Origin of the sequence: Labrenzia sp. CP4 (assembly GCF_001579905.1) — a bacterium.
Classification (GTDB): Bacteria; Pseudomonadota; Alphaproteobacteria; order Rhizobiales; family Stappiaceae; genus Roseibium; species Roseibium algicola.
In genome coordinates this window covers 1,148,607-1,163,637 of sequence record NZ_CP011927.1, presented here as the reverse complement: position 1 = coordinate 1,163,637, position 15,031 = coordinate 1,148,607, and the positions used below count along the sequence as shown (strand labels likewise).

Annotated in this window: 11 protein-coding genes; 6 read left to right on the top strand and 5 right to left on the bottom strand. The window is 60.1% G+C overall.

Annotated elements, in window-relative coordinates:
* Positions 1-49 precede the first annotated feature (49 nt).
* The 6 genes from ACP90_RS05405 (at position 50) to iolB (ending at position 7,678) form a co-directional block, all read left to right on the top strand.
* Entirely contained in the window at positions 50-1,177 is a 1,128-nt protein-coding gene (locus ACP90_RS05405; protein ID WP_031270286.1) for an ABC transporter permease, read from the top strand.
* A 1-nt stretch (position 1,178) separates the two neighbouring features.
* Positions 1,179-1,958: an ATP-binding cassette domain-containing protein gene (locus ACP90_RS05400; protein WP_023003004.1), complete on the top strand. Its 780-nt coding sequence runs from the start codon at positions 1,179-1,181 to the stop codon at positions 1,956-1,958.
* 28 nt (positions 1,959-1,986) lie between these two features.
* Complete coding sequence (gene iolC / locus ACP90_RS05395; protein ID WP_062491386.1) at positions 1,987-3,945, top strand: 5-dehydro-2-deoxygluconokinase; 1,959 nt, start codon at positions 1,987-1,989, stop codon at positions 3,943-3,945.
* A complete protein-coding gene (gene iolD, locus ACP90_RS05390; RefSeq protein ID WP_062487172.1) occupies positions 3,942-5,783 on the top strand; it encodes a 3D-(3,5/4)-trihydroxycyclohexane-1,2-dione acylhydrolase (decyclizing) in 1,842 nt (613 codons plus the stop codon). Before iolC ends, iolD begins: the two co-directional genes overlap by 4 nt.
* Before the next feature lie 198 nt (positions 5,784-5,981).
* On the top strand, positions 5,982-6,878 hold the full coding sequence (gene iolE, locus ACP90_RS05385) for a myo-inosose-2 dehydratase (RefSeq protein ID WP_062491385.1): 897 nt from the start codon (positions 5,982-5,984) through the stop codon (positions 6,876-6,878).
* Positions 6,875-7,678: a 5-deoxy-glucuronate isomerase gene (gene iolB, locus ACP90_RS05380; RefSeq protein ID WP_062487170.1), complete on the top strand. Its 804-nt coding sequence runs from the start codon at positions 6,875-6,877 to the stop codon at positions 7,676-7,678. Before iolE ends, iolB begins: the two co-directional genes overlap by 4 nt.
* A gap of 419 nt (positions 7,679-8,097) precedes the next feature.
* Here the strand turns inward: iolB and ACP90_RS05375 are convergent, their stop codons facing one another.
* The 5 genes from ACP90_RS05375 to ACP90_RS05355 all read right to left on the bottom strand — a co-directional run bounded on the left by ACP90_RS05375 (position 8,098) and on the right by ACP90_RS05355 (position 14,982).
* A complete protein-coding gene (locus ACP90_RS05375; protein WP_062487168.1) occupies positions 8,098-10,530 on the bottom strand; it encodes a methyl-accepting chemotaxis protein in 2,433 nt (810 codons plus the stop codon).
* A 235-nt stretch (positions 10,531-10,765) separates the two neighbouring features.
* A complete protein-coding gene (locus tag ACP90_RS05370; RefSeq protein ID WP_062487166.1) occupies positions 10,766-11,674 on the bottom strand; it encodes a sugar kinase in 909 nt (302 codons plus the stop codon).
* Between the two features lie 194 nt (positions 11,675-11,868).
* On the bottom strand, positions 11,869-12,690 hold the full coding sequence (locus ACP90_RS05365; protein ID WP_062487164.1) for a carbohydrate ABC transporter permease: 822 nt from the start codon (positions 12,688-12,690) through the stop codon (positions 11,869-11,871).
* The gene (locus tag ACP90_RS05360; protein ID WP_062487161.1) at positions 12,687-13,577 is read right to left on the bottom strand and encodes a sugar ABC transporter permease; all 891 of its coding nucleotides are present in this window, start codon (positions 13,575-13,577) and stop codon (positions 12,687-12,689) included. Before ACP90_RS05360 ends, ACP90_RS05365 begins: the two co-directional genes overlap by 4 nt.
* Positions 13,578-13,698: 121 nt before the next feature.
* Complete coding sequence (locus ACP90_RS05355; protein ID WP_062487160.1) at positions 13,699-14,982, bottom strand: ABC transporter substrate-binding protein; 1,284 nt, start codon at positions 14,980-14,982, stop codon at positions 13,699-13,701.
* Between the last annotated feature and the right edge of the window lie 49 nt (positions 14,983-15,031).

Genomic DNA, 15,031 nt, shown 5'->3' with positions numbered 1-15,031 from the left:
GGCCGCATACTGGACGCGGCCGGCCACCCCGGCACGCAGGAGGAGACCTATGGCTGAGACACAATCGGCAGCCGCCCCTCGGAAAGACGAGCGCATTCGCGAAATGTCGCCCATGCGCAAGGCCCTGATCCGCCCGGAGCTGGGCGCGATCTGCGGCACTATTCTCGTATTCATGTTCTTCCTCGGCATCGCCAGCGACAGCGGCATGTTTGCCCCGGAAGGCATCATCAACTGGGGCACAGTCTCTGCCCAGTTCGCCATCATCGCCGTCGGCGCCTGCCTTTTGATGATCGCGGGAGAGTTCGACCTCTCCGTCGGCTCGATGATCGGCTTTTCCGGCGTCATCATCGCGCTCTTCACTGTTCAGTGGGGGTTCCCCGCATGGTTCGGTATCCTGGTCGCATTTGCCATGGCGCTGGCCATTGGCGGGCTCAACGGATACCTGGTTATCAAGACCGGCCTGCCCTCCTTCATCGTCACCCTCGCCTTTCTCTACATTCTGCGCGGTCTGACGATCTTCATTTCCATCGCCACCACCCGCAAGACCATTATCGGCGGCGTGCGTGAAGCGGCGGAAGGTGATCCCATCGCATGGCTTTTCGGCGGAAAGGTCTTTTCCGGCCTCTTTGTCTGGCTGGCCGATCTCGGCATTGTCGGCAAGTTCGTTGCCGGTCCGAAAGCAGGACTGCCGGTGGTCGAAGGCATTCCGATGCTGATGATCTGGGCGATCATCCTGATCGTGTTCGGCCATATCCTGCTCACCCGCACCCGCTTCGGCAACTGGATCTTCGCCGCCGGTGGCGACGCCCAGGCAGCGCGCTATGTCGGCGTACCTGTGAACCGGGTCAAGATCCTCATGTTCATGTTTTCCGCCTTCTGCGCCACTATTTTCGCCACCTGTCAGGTGATGGAATTCGGCTCGGCCGCAGCCGACCGCGGCCTCTTGAAGGAATTCGAAGCCATCATTTCCGTGGTGATCGGCGGCGCACTTCTCACCGGCGGCTACGGTTCGGTGGTAGGCGCGGCGCTTGGCGCACTGATCTTCGGCGTCGTTCAGCAAGGCCTCTTCTTCGCCGGGGTCGAAAGCTCGCTTTTCCGGGTTTTCCTCGGCGTTATCCTGCTGCTCGCCGTGATCCTCAACACCTACATCCGCCGCATGATCACGGGGGAACGCTAAGATGTCCGACAACCTCATCGAACTCGTCGATATCGAAAAACACTTCGGCCCGGTGATCGCCCTCAATGGTGTCTCCGTGTCCGTCAAGGCCGGCGAATGCCACTGCCTTCTGGGCGACAACGGCGCGGGCAAGTCCACCTTCATCAAGACCATGTCCGGCGTCCACAAGCCGACCAAGGGCAAGATCCTGATGGAAGGCAAGGAAGTCAGCTTCAACAGCCCGCGGGACGCCATGGAAGCCGGCATCGCGACCGTCTACCAGGACCTGGCGATGATCCCGCTGATGTCGGTAACCCGGAACTTCTGGATGGGCCGCGAACCGCAAAGGCGCTTCGGCCCGTTCAAGTTCTTCGATTTTTCCGAAGCCAACGAAGTGACCATGACCGAGATGGCCAAGATGGGCATTCATCTGCGTTCGCCGGACCAGGCGGTCGGCACATTGTCGGGCGGTGAACGCCAGACGGTCGCCATCTCGCGCGCCGTCTTCTTCGGGGCCAAGGTGTTGATCCTCGACGAACCGACATCTGCCCTGGGTGTGCGCCAGACCTCCAACGTGCTGGCGACGATCGACAAGGTCCGCCAAAAAGGCATCGGTGTTGTCTTCATCACCCACAACGTGCGCCATGCCATGGCCGTAGGCGACAGGTTCACGGTGCTCAACCGCGGCAAGACGCTTGGCACTGCAGAGCGCGGAGACATAAAAGCGGAAGAACTTCAGGACCTGATGGCCGGTGGCCAGGAACTGGCGGAACTGGAAGGTTCCCTCGGCGGCACCATCTGACGGGCTGAATCAAAAACGGAATGTGCACGTGAAGAAACTCGATGTCATCACGATAGGCCGCTCGTCGGTCGACCTCTACGGAGCCCAGGCTGGCGGCCGTCTGGAGGACATGGCGTCCTTCAACAAGTATATCGGCGGCTCGCCCACCAACATGGCCTGCGGCACGGCTCGGCTCGGCCTGAAGTCCGCGCTGATCACCCGTGTCGGTGACGAACACATGGGCCGTTTCATCCGCGAGGAACTGGAACGGCACGGTGTCGACACACAAGGCGTGATCACCGACAAGGAGCGGCTCACCGCGCTCGTGCTGCTCGGCATCCGCGACCAGGAACAGTTCCCGCTGATCTTCTACCGCGAGAACTGCGCCGATATGGCTCTTGGCGAAGATGACATCGATCCCGCGTTCATTGCGTCGGCCAAGGCGGTGGTCGCCACGGGCACGCATCTCAGCCATCCGCAGACGGAAGCTGCCGTTCTGAAGGCATTGAGGCTTGCCCGCGAAAACGGCAGCCGTACAGCGCTCGACATCGACTACCGCCCCAACCTCTGGGGTCTGTCAGGGCACGGCGACGGCGAGAACCGCTTCATTGCCTCCGACAAGGTGACGGCCAAGCTGCAATCGAGCCTGCATCTGTTCGACCTGATCGTGGGCACGGAAGAAGAATTCCACATTGCCGGTGGAACCACGGACACGGTCGAGGCACTGCGCAACGTGCGCAAGGTGTCGGGTGCGACGCTGGTCTGCAAGCGCGGACCGATGGGGGCAACCGCCTTCGAAGGCGCGATCCCCGACAGCCTCGACGAGGGCATTTCCGGCCCTGGCTTCCCGATCGAGGTGTTCAACGTTCTGGGGGCCGGCGACGGCTTCATGTCCGGTCTGCTGAAAGGCTGGATCACCGGCGAGGACTGGGTCACGGCCCTGACCTATGCCAACGCATGCGGCGCGTTTGCCGTCTCCCGGCACGGCTGCACGCCGGCCTATCCGAGCTGGGAGGAACTGCAGTTCTTCCTGAAACGGGGCGTGAAGGGCAAGGCCCTGCGCAAGGACCCGGAACTGGAACAGATTCACTGGTCCACAAACCGGCACCGGCTGCACGGCGGCAACTGGTCGACCATGCGTGTCTTTGCCTTCGACCACCGTATTCAGCTCGAACAGATGGCCGATACGGCCAACGCCGGTCACGAGCGGATCGGATCGTTCAAGAAACTCTGCCTCGACGCGGCCCTTTCGGTCGCGGACGGCCAGCCGGGCTATGGCATTCTGTGCGACAGCCGTCACGGCCGCGAGGCGCTTTATCGGGCCGCCGGAACCGGGCTTTGGATCGGTCATCCGGTGGAGTGGCCTACCTCCCGGCCACTGACACTGGAACCGGAAATCGGTCCGGATTTCGGCGGCCTGGCCGAATGGCCGACGGAGCATGTGGTCAAGGTGCTGTGCTTCTATCATCCGCATGACACCGACGCGATGAAGGCCGAGCAGGAAGATGTCCTGAAGCGGCTGTTTGCCGCCTGCCGCCGCAACCGGCTGGAAATGCTTCTGGAGATCATCCCCTCCAAGGTTGGTCCGGTTGATGCCGACACCACGGCAGATATCATCCGCCGTTTCTACGAGATCGGCATCTATCCGGACTGGTGGAAGCTGGAACCCATGACCTCGTCGGAAGCATGGGCGAAGGCTTGCGACGCGATTTCCGAAAACGACCCTCACACCCGCGGCATCGTGGTACTCGGTCTTGATGCCCCGGAAGAGGAACTCGCCGCGAGCTTTGCCGAAGCGGCCCGCTTCCCGCTGGTCAAGGGCTTTGCGGTCGGCCGCACGATTTTTGCCGAAGCAGCCCGCAAATGGCTGGCAGGTGAATTGACAGACGAAGCTGCCGTCGCCGACATGGTGAGCCGCTTCGCCCGCCTGTGCAGCATCTGGGACACGGCGCGCGCAGAAGCCGGAACCGAGGCACACGTCAACGAACTCCAGGGAATTTCCGCATGAGCACGATCCGTCTCACCGCCGCCCAGGCCATGGTGCGGTATATCTCCGCGCAGATGACCGAGGACGGCGAGCGTTTCATCGACGGCATCTGGGCGATCTTCGGCCATGGCAATGTCGCTGGTCTGGGCGAAGCGCTGGAGCAGGCCGGCAACGCGCTGCCGACATGGCGCGGCCAGAACGAACAAACCATGGCCCATACGGCTATCGCCTATGCCAAGGCCAAGAAGCGCACACGGGCAATGGCCGTCACCTCCTCCATCGGCCCCGGCGCCACCAACATGGTGACCGCCGCAGCCCTTGCTCATGTCAACCGCCTTCCCGTTCTGCTGATCCCCGGCGATGTCTTTGCCAATCGGGCACCCGACCCGGTGCTGCAGCAGGTGGAGGATTTCGACGACGGCACGGTTTCGGCCAATGACTGCTTCCGTCCGGTATCGCGCTACTTTGACCGCATCAGCCGTCCGGAACACCTGCTGACGGCCCTGCCGCGCGCCTTCCGCGTGATGACCGACCCGGTCAATTGCGGCCCGGTGACCCTGGCGTTCTGCCAGGACACGCAGGCAGAAGCCTTCGATTATCCGGCAAGCTTCTTCGAGCCGAAGGTCTGGCGCATCCGTCGCCCGGAACCGGACAGCCGGGACATTGCCGATGTTGTCGCCCTCATCAAATCCGCAAAGAACCCGGTTCTGGTTTGCGGCGGCGGCGTTATCTATTCGCAGGCCGAAGAAACTCTTGGCGCGTTTGCGACCAGGCACGGCATTCCGGTGATCGAGACCCAGGCTGGAAAGTCGGCGCTGGCGCAGTCTCATCCGATGAACTTCGGCACTGCCGGGGTCGACGGCTCGGCCTGCGCCAACGAGATTGCCGAAAGCGCCGATCTCGTGATCGGTATCGGCACCCGCTTCCAGGACTTCACCACCGGCTCCTGGGCGCTCTTCAAGGCTCCCGGCCGCAAGCTCGTCTCCATCAACGTTCAGGGTTATGACGCCCTGAAGCATGGCGCCACCGGTGTCATCGGCGATGCCAAAGTGTCTCTGGAGAAGATCTCGACAGCGCTTGGAGCTGAAAAGAAGGCCGCCTTCAGGCCGCAGTCGCGCCTCGACTGGCTATCGAAGGTCGACGCCCACTGCAGCGCGCGCACCGATCTGCCCGAAGGCTACCTGCCGCTCGATGCGGAGGTTATCGGCGCGGTGCAGCGGACGTCTTCGGAAAAGACCATCGCAATGTGCGCGGCCGGCACCATGCCGGGCGCCCTGAAGCTTCTGTGGCAGGCGCCGCAGGGTGGCTATCACATGGAATACGGCTATTCCTGCATGGGCTACGAGATTGCCGGTGCCATGGGCATCAAGCTGGCGCAGCCGGAGCGGGATGTCGTCTGCTTCGTCGGTGACGGGTCCTACATGATGGCCAACTCGGAACTTGCGACTGCCGTCATGCGGCGGGTGCCGTTCACGGTCGTGCTCACCGACAACCGGGGCTACGGCTGTATCAACCGGCTGCAGATGGGCACCGGTGGCAACCAGTTCAACAACCTCTATCAAAACTGCAATGTCGAGGCGCAGCCGGCGATCGACTTCGTCGCCCACGCGGCCGCCATGGGCGCCCACGCGGTAAAGGCGAAGGACATCTCCGACCTGGAAGCGCAGATCCTCGCCGCAAAGGACCGGGCCATTCCGACGGTGATCGTCATCGACACGGACCCGATGCACGGGCCGGGCGAGAACGGTGGCGGTCACTGGTGGGACGTCGCCGTGCCGGAGGTTTCTGAGCGGACCGAAGTCAACAAGGCCCGTGAGGGCTATGTCGATGCGCTTAAGCACCAGAACCTGGTCGATTGAGGGAGAGGCACCGCAGCACACCGATCTCCTCTCGCAAGACCTCATCCTGAGGAGGACCGTCAGGTCCGTCTCGAAGGATGGGCGGTATATACCGAACAAGTGGCCCATCCTTCGAGACAGCACTGAAGTGCTTCCTCAGGATGAGGTTCGAAAGTTACGATCAACTCCAACGCTCCAATGCGTTACAGGACAACAGCCATGATCCTTTACGGCACCAACCCGATCGCCTGGGCCAATGATGACGACCAGACCCTTGGCGCGCATATACCGACAGAGCAGATCCTGTCGGAAGCTTCCGAAATCGGCTTCGACGGTATCGAGAACGGCCACCGCTGGCCGAACGACCCGGAAGAGCTGAAACAGCTTCTGGGCGGCTATGGGCTCAAGTTCATTTCCGGCTGGTACTCGCTCAACCTGCTTGCCCAGTCGGTCGAGGCCGAAAAGAAGGCGATCCAGCCGCATCTGGACAAGCTGAAGCACAATGGCTGCAAGGTCTGCATTGCCTGCGAAACCTCCAACACCATTCAGGGCTCTCAGGTCGACATCAACACCAGCCCGGTCCTGACCGCCGATGAGATGAAAGCCTTCGGCGCCAAGATCGAGGAACTTGCCGCCTTCTGCGCAAGCCAGGGCATCGACCTTGTCTACCACCACCACATGGGCACTGTGGTCGAGACACCGGCGGAAATCGACGCATTCATGGATGCCACCGGCCCGGCGACCAAGTTGCTGTTTGATGCCGGTCATTGCTATTTCGGCAGCAATGGTCAGGATCCGGCGCCGGTTCTGGAAAAACACGCTGCCCGTGTGAAGCATTTCCATGCCAAGAACGTTCGTCCTGCCGTGATGAAGGATATCCGCGAAGACAAGGAGTCCTTCATGGACGGCGTCCGTGCCGGCGTCTTCACCGTGCCGGGCGACGAGGAAGGCGGCGTTGATTTCAAACCTCTTCTCCAGATCCTGAAGGACACCGGCTACGAAGGCTGGATCGTTATCGAGGCAGAGCAGGACCCGGAAGTCCGCAATCCGTTCCAGTATCAGAGCCTCGGCCTCAAGACCCTCAAGCAACTCGCAAAGGAAGTGGATTTGACATGAGCCATCTTCTCGTCAAACCGTCCGGCACCTCCGGCAAGGTGCACGACATCACGCCTGAAAGCGCCAGGTGGGGCTATGTCGGCTTCGGCCTGTATCATCTGGAAGCGGGACAGTCGGCATCGGAAGAAACCGGTGACAAGGAAGTCATCCTTGTCCTGGTTGAAGGCAAGGCGTCGATTTCCGCTGCAGATGAAAGCTTTGGTGAGCTGGGCGACCGGATGAGCGTTTTCGAGCGCAAGAAGCCGCACTGCGTCTATGTGCCCAACGGCAGCAGCTGGTCCGCAACGGCGACAACCGACTGCGTCCTGGCGGTCTGCACTGCCCCCGGCAAGGGCAACTACAAGGCCCGTGTGATCACGGACATCGGCCAGGTGGAACGCGGCAAGGGTGCGAACACCCGCTATATCCACCCGATTGCGATGGAAGAAAGCGATATCGCCGACAGCCTGCTAGTGACGGAAGTGTTCACACCCCAGGGCAATTGGTCGTCCTACCCGCCGCACCGGCACGACGAAGACAACTTTCCGGACATGACCTATCTGGAAGAGACCTACTACCACCGTCTGAACCCGAAACAGGGTTTCGGGTTCCAGCGCGTTTTCACCGAGGACGGCGAGCTGGACGAGACAATGGCTGTTGCCGATGGCGACGTGGTGCTGGTCCCCAAGGGCCATCACCCCTGCGGCGCGCCCTACGGCTACGAGATGTATTATCTGAACGTCATGGCCGGCCCGATGCGCAAGTGGCGCTTCCAGAACCATCCGGATCACGACTGGATTGCCCAACGGGACGCTGGGTAGGCTCAAGCAACTGAGACTGAGCAAGTAGCCCATCCTTCAAGACGGGCTTTGGCCCTCCTCAGGATTAGGATCGTGCATGATGAGGACAGGGAAAAGGCGCCAACTGCACAGTTCCTTTCCCCCTCATCCTTCATCCCGGACGCAGCGGAGCGGAGCTCCGGGTTCGGTGAGCCAAGGGCTTTCCATCTGGTGCCAACAGAAATAGCAGCGGGCTCGGAGGCTCCCCGGTCCCGGCTCGCGCTGCGCTTGGCCGGGATGACGACGGAGAGGTCTTTCTTGAAAAGAGGCCACCAACGGCACCTTTCATTTTCCCCTCATCCTTCATCCCAGACGCAGCGGATCGGATTGATGAGCCAAGGGCTTTCGTCAACAAAAAAGGGCGCCGACAGGCGCCCTTTTCGTTTGCTGAGATTGCCGTCTTAGGCGGCGATGAGAATGTGGCTTTCTGCTAGCTGTTCGGCGAATTCCACGCCGCAGCCTGCTCCTGTCTGGCGCACGACCTTGCCTTGCAGCACGGTGCCATCCAGGAATTCCAGCGTCATCCGTTCGCCGATCGGCAGATCGGTCATATCCAGGATCTGCGCACCGGTGACACTGACGTCGATCAGCTGCGCGGTGCGCTTGCGACCGTCCGCGAACGTGATGGCAACATCCTCGGAAATCGCCTTGCGCACCGAACGTCTCCGGTCCTCTACGTCCTTCGTGACGTCCGCCAGGAACTTCTCGACCTCGCGGGCAAGGCTGTCGCTTGCCTCCGAAACCAGGTCGGACGCAATGTTGACTGATCCGGCTTCAGTCGACGTTTGTTCAACTGCACCAGAAACAGACGACATGCTGCTGGCAGCATTGCCTGTACTGTCACTGGCCGAACGGGCCGAGCGCGCGATTTCCTGGTTTGCCGCCCGCTGTTCCTCGATAGCCCCTGCCACGGAACTGGTCAGGTTCTTGATGTCGGACACCTTCTCGGCAATGTGCTCGATGGCACCCGCTGCATCGCGAACCGAGGACTGGATGCCTGAAATCCGACCGGAAATCTCGTCCGTCGCCTTGGAAGTCTGCTCTGCAAGCTGTTTGACTTCCGACGCCACGACCGCAAAACCGCGACCGGCTTCCCCCGCACGGGCTGCCTCAATGGTGGCATTGAGCGCCAGAAGATTGGTCTGCTCGGCGATATCGCGAATGAGATTGACCACGCTGCCGATATGCTCGGCGGCTTCCGACAGCGTCTGAACGTTGCGGTTGGTCTGTTCCGCCGCTTCCACGGTCTCCAGAACGATGCGGGTGGTGGCTTCGGTCTGGTTGGCGATTTCCTGAACCGTGGCCGTCATTTCTTCTGTTGCGGCGGCAACGGCGGCGACGTTTTCAGAAGCACTGATGGAGGCGTGACCTGCCTGATCGGATTCAGACTTCGCATTTGATGCCAGGTCTTCCAGCGTTGTGGCAGCATCGCGCATCCGTTCCATCTGGTCGGACACGGTTGCCAGGCGATCAGTCATGATCGACTTGAAGTCCGTGATCACCCCTTCCAGGAAAGCCTGGCGCTGGCGTTCCCTGTCACGTTCGTTGCGGGCCTGGTCTTCAAGATGACGGCGCTGAATGGCGTTTTCCTTGAAAATCGCCACAGCCTTGAACATGTCGCCGATCTCGTCGCCCCGCTCGGAACCGTCCGTATCTACGCGTGTGTCCCCATCGGCAAGCCGGTTCATGGCGGAGACCACCATGTTGATCGGCTTTGTTACGGAGCGCGCTGCAAAGAAGCCAAGGGCAGCGGCAATCGCAAGCAAGGCGAGCCCGGCGAGGACCATCCGGTTGCGCATATCTGTCAGCGGGGTAACGGCTTCTGCATAAGGTTGCATGGCGACGATGGCGAAGTTCTTGCCCTGGTAGGTGAATTTCTCGGCTTCTACGTCCATCAGTTCGTCACCAAAGTAGGTAGACATGCCGAAGGCGCTGCCTTCCGCGAAGGCCTTGTCGATGACGGGCCCACTCAGTTCCGTAGCCAGAATATCGTTCTTGTCGGCAGTGAGCGGCGTATCGTTGCGCATCATGCGATCTTCGCCGATCAAAGCCAATTCACCGGTTTCTCCAAGCCCGAGACCACTGCTCATGAGAGAATTGATCTTGTCGATCGGCATCTGGAAGGCCAGAACACCAACCGTTTCACCGTTCGCGTGAATCGGGTGCGCCATGAAGCTGGCAGGGGCGTCGAAGCTCGGTTTATAGGCGGCAAAATCCTCAAAGGCGACTTCGTCCTCTGCGGTGATCGCCATCGCCTTGCGATAGACTTCGCCGAGGTCGGTATCCGCCCACTGGCCACCACCCTTTTCGAAATTCGTGGCGTAATCCAGTTCCTTGAAAACCGTGTAGACGAGGTTGCCCTTGGCGTCGAACAGGAACACGTCGTAATAACCCTGGTCCTGCTGCAGTTTTCGGAACCAGGGGTGATATTTGGCGTGCACCTCGTCGTAAGCCGACCCGGTCTCGGCCCGGTCGAGCTTGTGTTTCTCGCCGGTCGGATGCGGGTTGCCGGTGATATACGCAGCTTGCAGTTCTTCCTGCGGATTGCCGCCGGACATTTTCCAGAAATCCCAAACAGAGGCGAAATCCTGGACAGCGGCTGCTGTGCCAGGGTGCTCAGCCGTCAGAATGAGCTCGCGTTCGATCGCCTGCAAATAGGCGACTGTTTCCTTTTCGCCAGTCTCGGCAGCCGTCTGAAGGCGTTCCTTCGTCAGTTCTTTCACGATCACAGAAGACGTGAGGTAGCTTTCTACACCGACACCGATGCCAACCACCGCAGCGGCGCCCAAAACCAGCGCCGGAATCTTTTTCGACAAACGCATGCCTGAGAACATTCGTGCCCCCCTCAGATGGCCCATTCAGCCAACGATCAAAACCGAACGTAGGGTAAGGACAAGGAGCGAACGAAAACTTAATTTCATCGCATAAAGTTATTTTCAGGCAAATATTGGCGAAAGAATTCGGAACAGCCTCCAAATCATACTGTCAATATTCGCAATATATTCTCTTTTGGGTTGAACGCCTTTTCTTGAGGAAATCAATCACCAGCCGAATCATACGCACTTACCCTTAGGCAGTTTCGAGGCAGGCAACGAGGGCACCACGATGCTGGATCACCTTGCCGGCGAGACTTGCACCCGCATCAACGCTTGCCGGGACATCTCCTACCGAAAGATACTTCGCCAGAAACGCCGCGTTGAAGCTGTCGCCGGCTGCAGTCGTATCGACAATGTTGGAAACCGGCGCAGGCTGGAAAGCCTGCCGGGAACCGGCATCCGCGCAGATCACCTCTTCCGGCCCGTTCTTGACCACGACCATGCCTGCCCCTGCTGCCAGATAGCGGTCGGCGCTGACGTCTGGCGTTGCATCACCGAAATGGGCCAGCTCGTCCTCGAAGGACGGCATCAGGAAATCACAGCAGCCGGCAGCTTCCGTAACACTTGCCCGCATGGTGTCCGCATCTTCCCAAAGACGCGGGCGCAGGTTCGGGTCGAACGCCGTTTTGGCACCGGCTTTTCGCGCGGTTCTGAGTGCGTCCAGAAATTTTGCTCGATCTTCCGGTGGAAGGATCGCAAGGGTAATCCCGCTGAAATAGATCAACCCCGCACCACTAAGCGCAGATGCAAGATGTGTCCCGTCCGCGGCAAGACACCGGGCTGCCGATTGCGAACGCCAGTATGCGAAGCTGCGTTCGCCGTCCTTCAGCTGGATCATGTAGAGGCCGACGGTCCGGTCGTCCCGCTTCTGGATGGCAGCCGTCTCCAGGTCGGATTCTTTCAGGAAAGAAAGCAGCTGCTCCGACACCTGATCGCGGCCAACTGCAGTGTAATAGCCGACGGTCCAGTCGACAGGCAGGCATTTGCGCGCATACCAGGCGGTGTTGAGCGTATCGCCGGCAAACCCCATGGCATAGGTGCCCTCACCCGTTGGTGCCATCTCAACCATACATTCGCCAATGGCAAGGAATTTGAGTGACACGGCAGAGCTCCTCGATGCTCGGGGATCAGAAAAACTAAAGGCGAAAACCCCGCAGAAAACCGGGATTTAAATCCATTAGCATAAAAGTCCCTGCCTTAAAAAGTGGCACAAAGGTCTATGCCCCTTGCCAAAGCGGTTTGGCCGTCCGGACGATGGTCATTCATCCCCGGTTTCTGCTGTTTCTCGGATTAATTTTATTTGATGCCGGCGCGCATGAAGCTTTGGACAAACTGCCTCTGGAACAGCAGAAAGGCGATCAGCAGCGGCCCGGAGGTCATCAACGTCGCGGCATTGATGACCGACCATTCCACCCCGCTGTCGATGGCCGAGAAGATGCTGAGACCGACGGTAACCGGGCGGGTGTCCACCGAGTTGGTCACGATCAGCGGCCACAGGAAATTGTTCCAGTGGTGACTGACGGAAACGAGGCCATAGGCAAGATAGGTCGGCTTTGCGAGCGGAATATAGACCCGCCACAACACGCCCAGAACCGAAGCACCCTCGATGCGCGCTGCCTCGTCCAGTTCCTTCGGGATGGTCATGAAGGTTTGCCGCAGCAGGAAGATGCCAAAGCCGGACGCGATGTAGGGCAGCGCGATGGCGGGGATGGTGTCCACCAGATTGAGCATGCGCATGGTCTGATAGTTTTCCACCATCAGGATGTCCGGCATCACCAGAAGCTGCAGCAAGACAAGCGTAAAGAGGATATTGCGCCCCGGAAACTGGAACCGGGCGAAGGCAAAGGCGGCCAGCGTGCCGAGGAAAAACTGCCCGGCAAGGATCATCGACACCAGCAGGAAGGTGTTCAGGAAGTAACGGGCGAAGGGCGCCGCATCCCAGGCCTTTACGAAATTGTCGAGTGTCAGCGGTGCAAGAAGCTCGAACCGTGCCTCATAGGCTGCCGGATGAAACGCGGTCCAGATGGCATAGGCCAGCGGCAGCACCCACAACAGTGCCAATGCCCAGGCAGCGAAGGTGTTGAGCACCCTGTCGAAGGAAAAGCCGGCGCCGGTCATTTGTAATGCACCTTGCGGTCGAAGAAGAAGAACTGGCCGATGGCAAGCAGCGACAGAAGCACCAGAAGAGCGACAGTGAGCGTTGCACCATAGGCGGTTTCCCAGAAGCGGAAGGCGACCTCGTAGATGTAGAACAGCAGCAGTGCCGAAGCGTTGTCCGGCCCTCCGCCCGTCAGAATGAAGATATGGTCCACCAGGCGGAAGGAATTGATGACCGCGTTGACACAGACGAACAGGGTCGTCGGCATCAGGAGTGGAAAGGTGATCCGCCAGAAGATCGTCCAGCGCCCGGCGCCTTCGATCTGCGCAGCCTCCTTCAGCGTGACCGGAATTGCCTGCAGCGCCGCAAGGTAAAAGATCATGAAGAAGCCCGCTTCCTTCCAGACGGTGACCACGATGATGGCGTTGAGCGCGGTGTCCGGGTTGCCGAGATAGTTGCTGGCAGGCCAGCCAAACAGGGCACCGGTGATCTGGTCGACCAGGCCAAAGCCGGGCGTGTAGAAAAACATCCAGATGTTGGCGACGGCGATCAGAGGCAGAACGGTCGGCGTGAAATAGGCCATGCGCACGAAGCTTCTGCCAACCAGCCTGTCGTTGACCCAGAGCGCCATGACGATCGCCAGACCAACGGAGACCGGAATGGTGCCAAAGGCGAACCAGACGTTGTTCCAGAGCACTTTCCAGAACACCGGGTCATCCAGCATGCGCTCATAGTTGGATAGGCCGATGAACTTGGCCGGGCGGCGTCCGCGCGGGGTGGAAAAGAAGCTGTTCAGGAACGTCGTGACCGCGGGGATGTGGGTAAAGGCAAACAGGAACACCATTGCCGGCAGCAACAGCAGCCAGCCGTGGATCCAGTCGCGTTTCAAGGCAATGCCCCGCTTCATGGTCTAGGCCCCGATAAGGAGAAAAAACCCGACCTAAAGCAAATTGCGGTTAGGACGGTGAAAGGTCTGGGCAACGGGACGGAACACCGGAGTGGGACCCGGCGCTCCGCCCCGAATGGCGTTAGCGGTATTCGCTCAGGATCTCGTCGGCCTGCGCCTGAGCTTCCTTCAGAGCCGTTTCGGCATCCTTCTGGCCGGTGATGGCAGCAGCAAGCGCATCGTTGAAGATGCCGGTCACGCGCTGGTTCTGGTAGGTCGCCAGTTCAGCTTTGGCGAAGTCCAGCTGGTCGCGGGCAACCAGGACAGCCGGGAAACCAGCCGCATAGGCTTTCATCGTGTCGGTTTCCCAGGTTTCGGCGCGCGGAGCGACGTAACCTGTTGCGATGGTCCACTTCGCGGACTGTTCCGGAGCCGTGATCCACTGAACGAACTTGACGGCAGCCTTGTTCTGTTCGTCGGAAGCTCCCTTGAACAGGTAGAAGTTGCCACCGCCGGTCGGTGCGCCGCGCTGTGCCTTTTCCGGCAGCATGGCAACGCCGAACTTGAACGGAGCATTGTCACGAACGTTGGTGAGGTTGCCGGTGGACGTCCACATCATGGCCGTCTGGCCTTCGAAAAAGGCTTTCGGCGTTGCGCCCCACTCGATGATGCCCGGAGCCATCACTTCGTGCTTGGTGCTGAGATCGACAAGATACTGCAGCGCCTCGACTACCTTGGGATCATCGAAGTTGGTCTTGTTGCCGTCGGCATTGGCCAGGATCGCGCCGTTTTCGATGGCAAGGCCCTGGAACAGCCAGTACGGGAAACCGGAAGACGGAATACGCACGCCCCACTGGGTGACATTGCCGTTGTCGTCTTTCTTCGTCAGCTTCTTGCCGAATTCGACCATTTCGTCCCAGGTTGCCGGAGCGACCTCCGGGTCAAGCCCGGCCGCTTCGAAGGCTTCCTTGTTCCAGTAGAGAACCGGCGTGGAGCGCTGGAACGGAATGCCGTAGGTCTTGCCGCCGGTCTGGCTGTTTTCCATGAATGCCGGATAAAAACCTTCGACCCATTTCTTGTCTTCGTCGCTGGTCAGATAGTCGTCGAAGGGCTGGATCAGGTCTTCATCGATCAGGGTGAACATGTCTGCAGACAGGATCACCGAAAGCTGGGGCGGGTTGCCGCCGCGCGAAGCGGTGATCGCCTTGGCGACAGTGTCCTGGTAGGAGCCGGCATAAACGGCGTCGATTGTAACGTCCGGGTTCTGCGCAACATAGGCGTCGGTCAGTTCCTGGATGGTGTCAGCAGCCTTGCCGCCAACGGCGACCGGAAAATAGAATTGCAAATCAACAGCCTGAGCGGAGGCCCAGGTGCTGAAGGAAAGCGCCGTTGCCGCAACGGCTTTCAGGAAAGTGGACTTCAACATCAGTTTACTTCCTAAGGTTCGAAAATCCGCAGGTCTGCGGTCGGTCTAC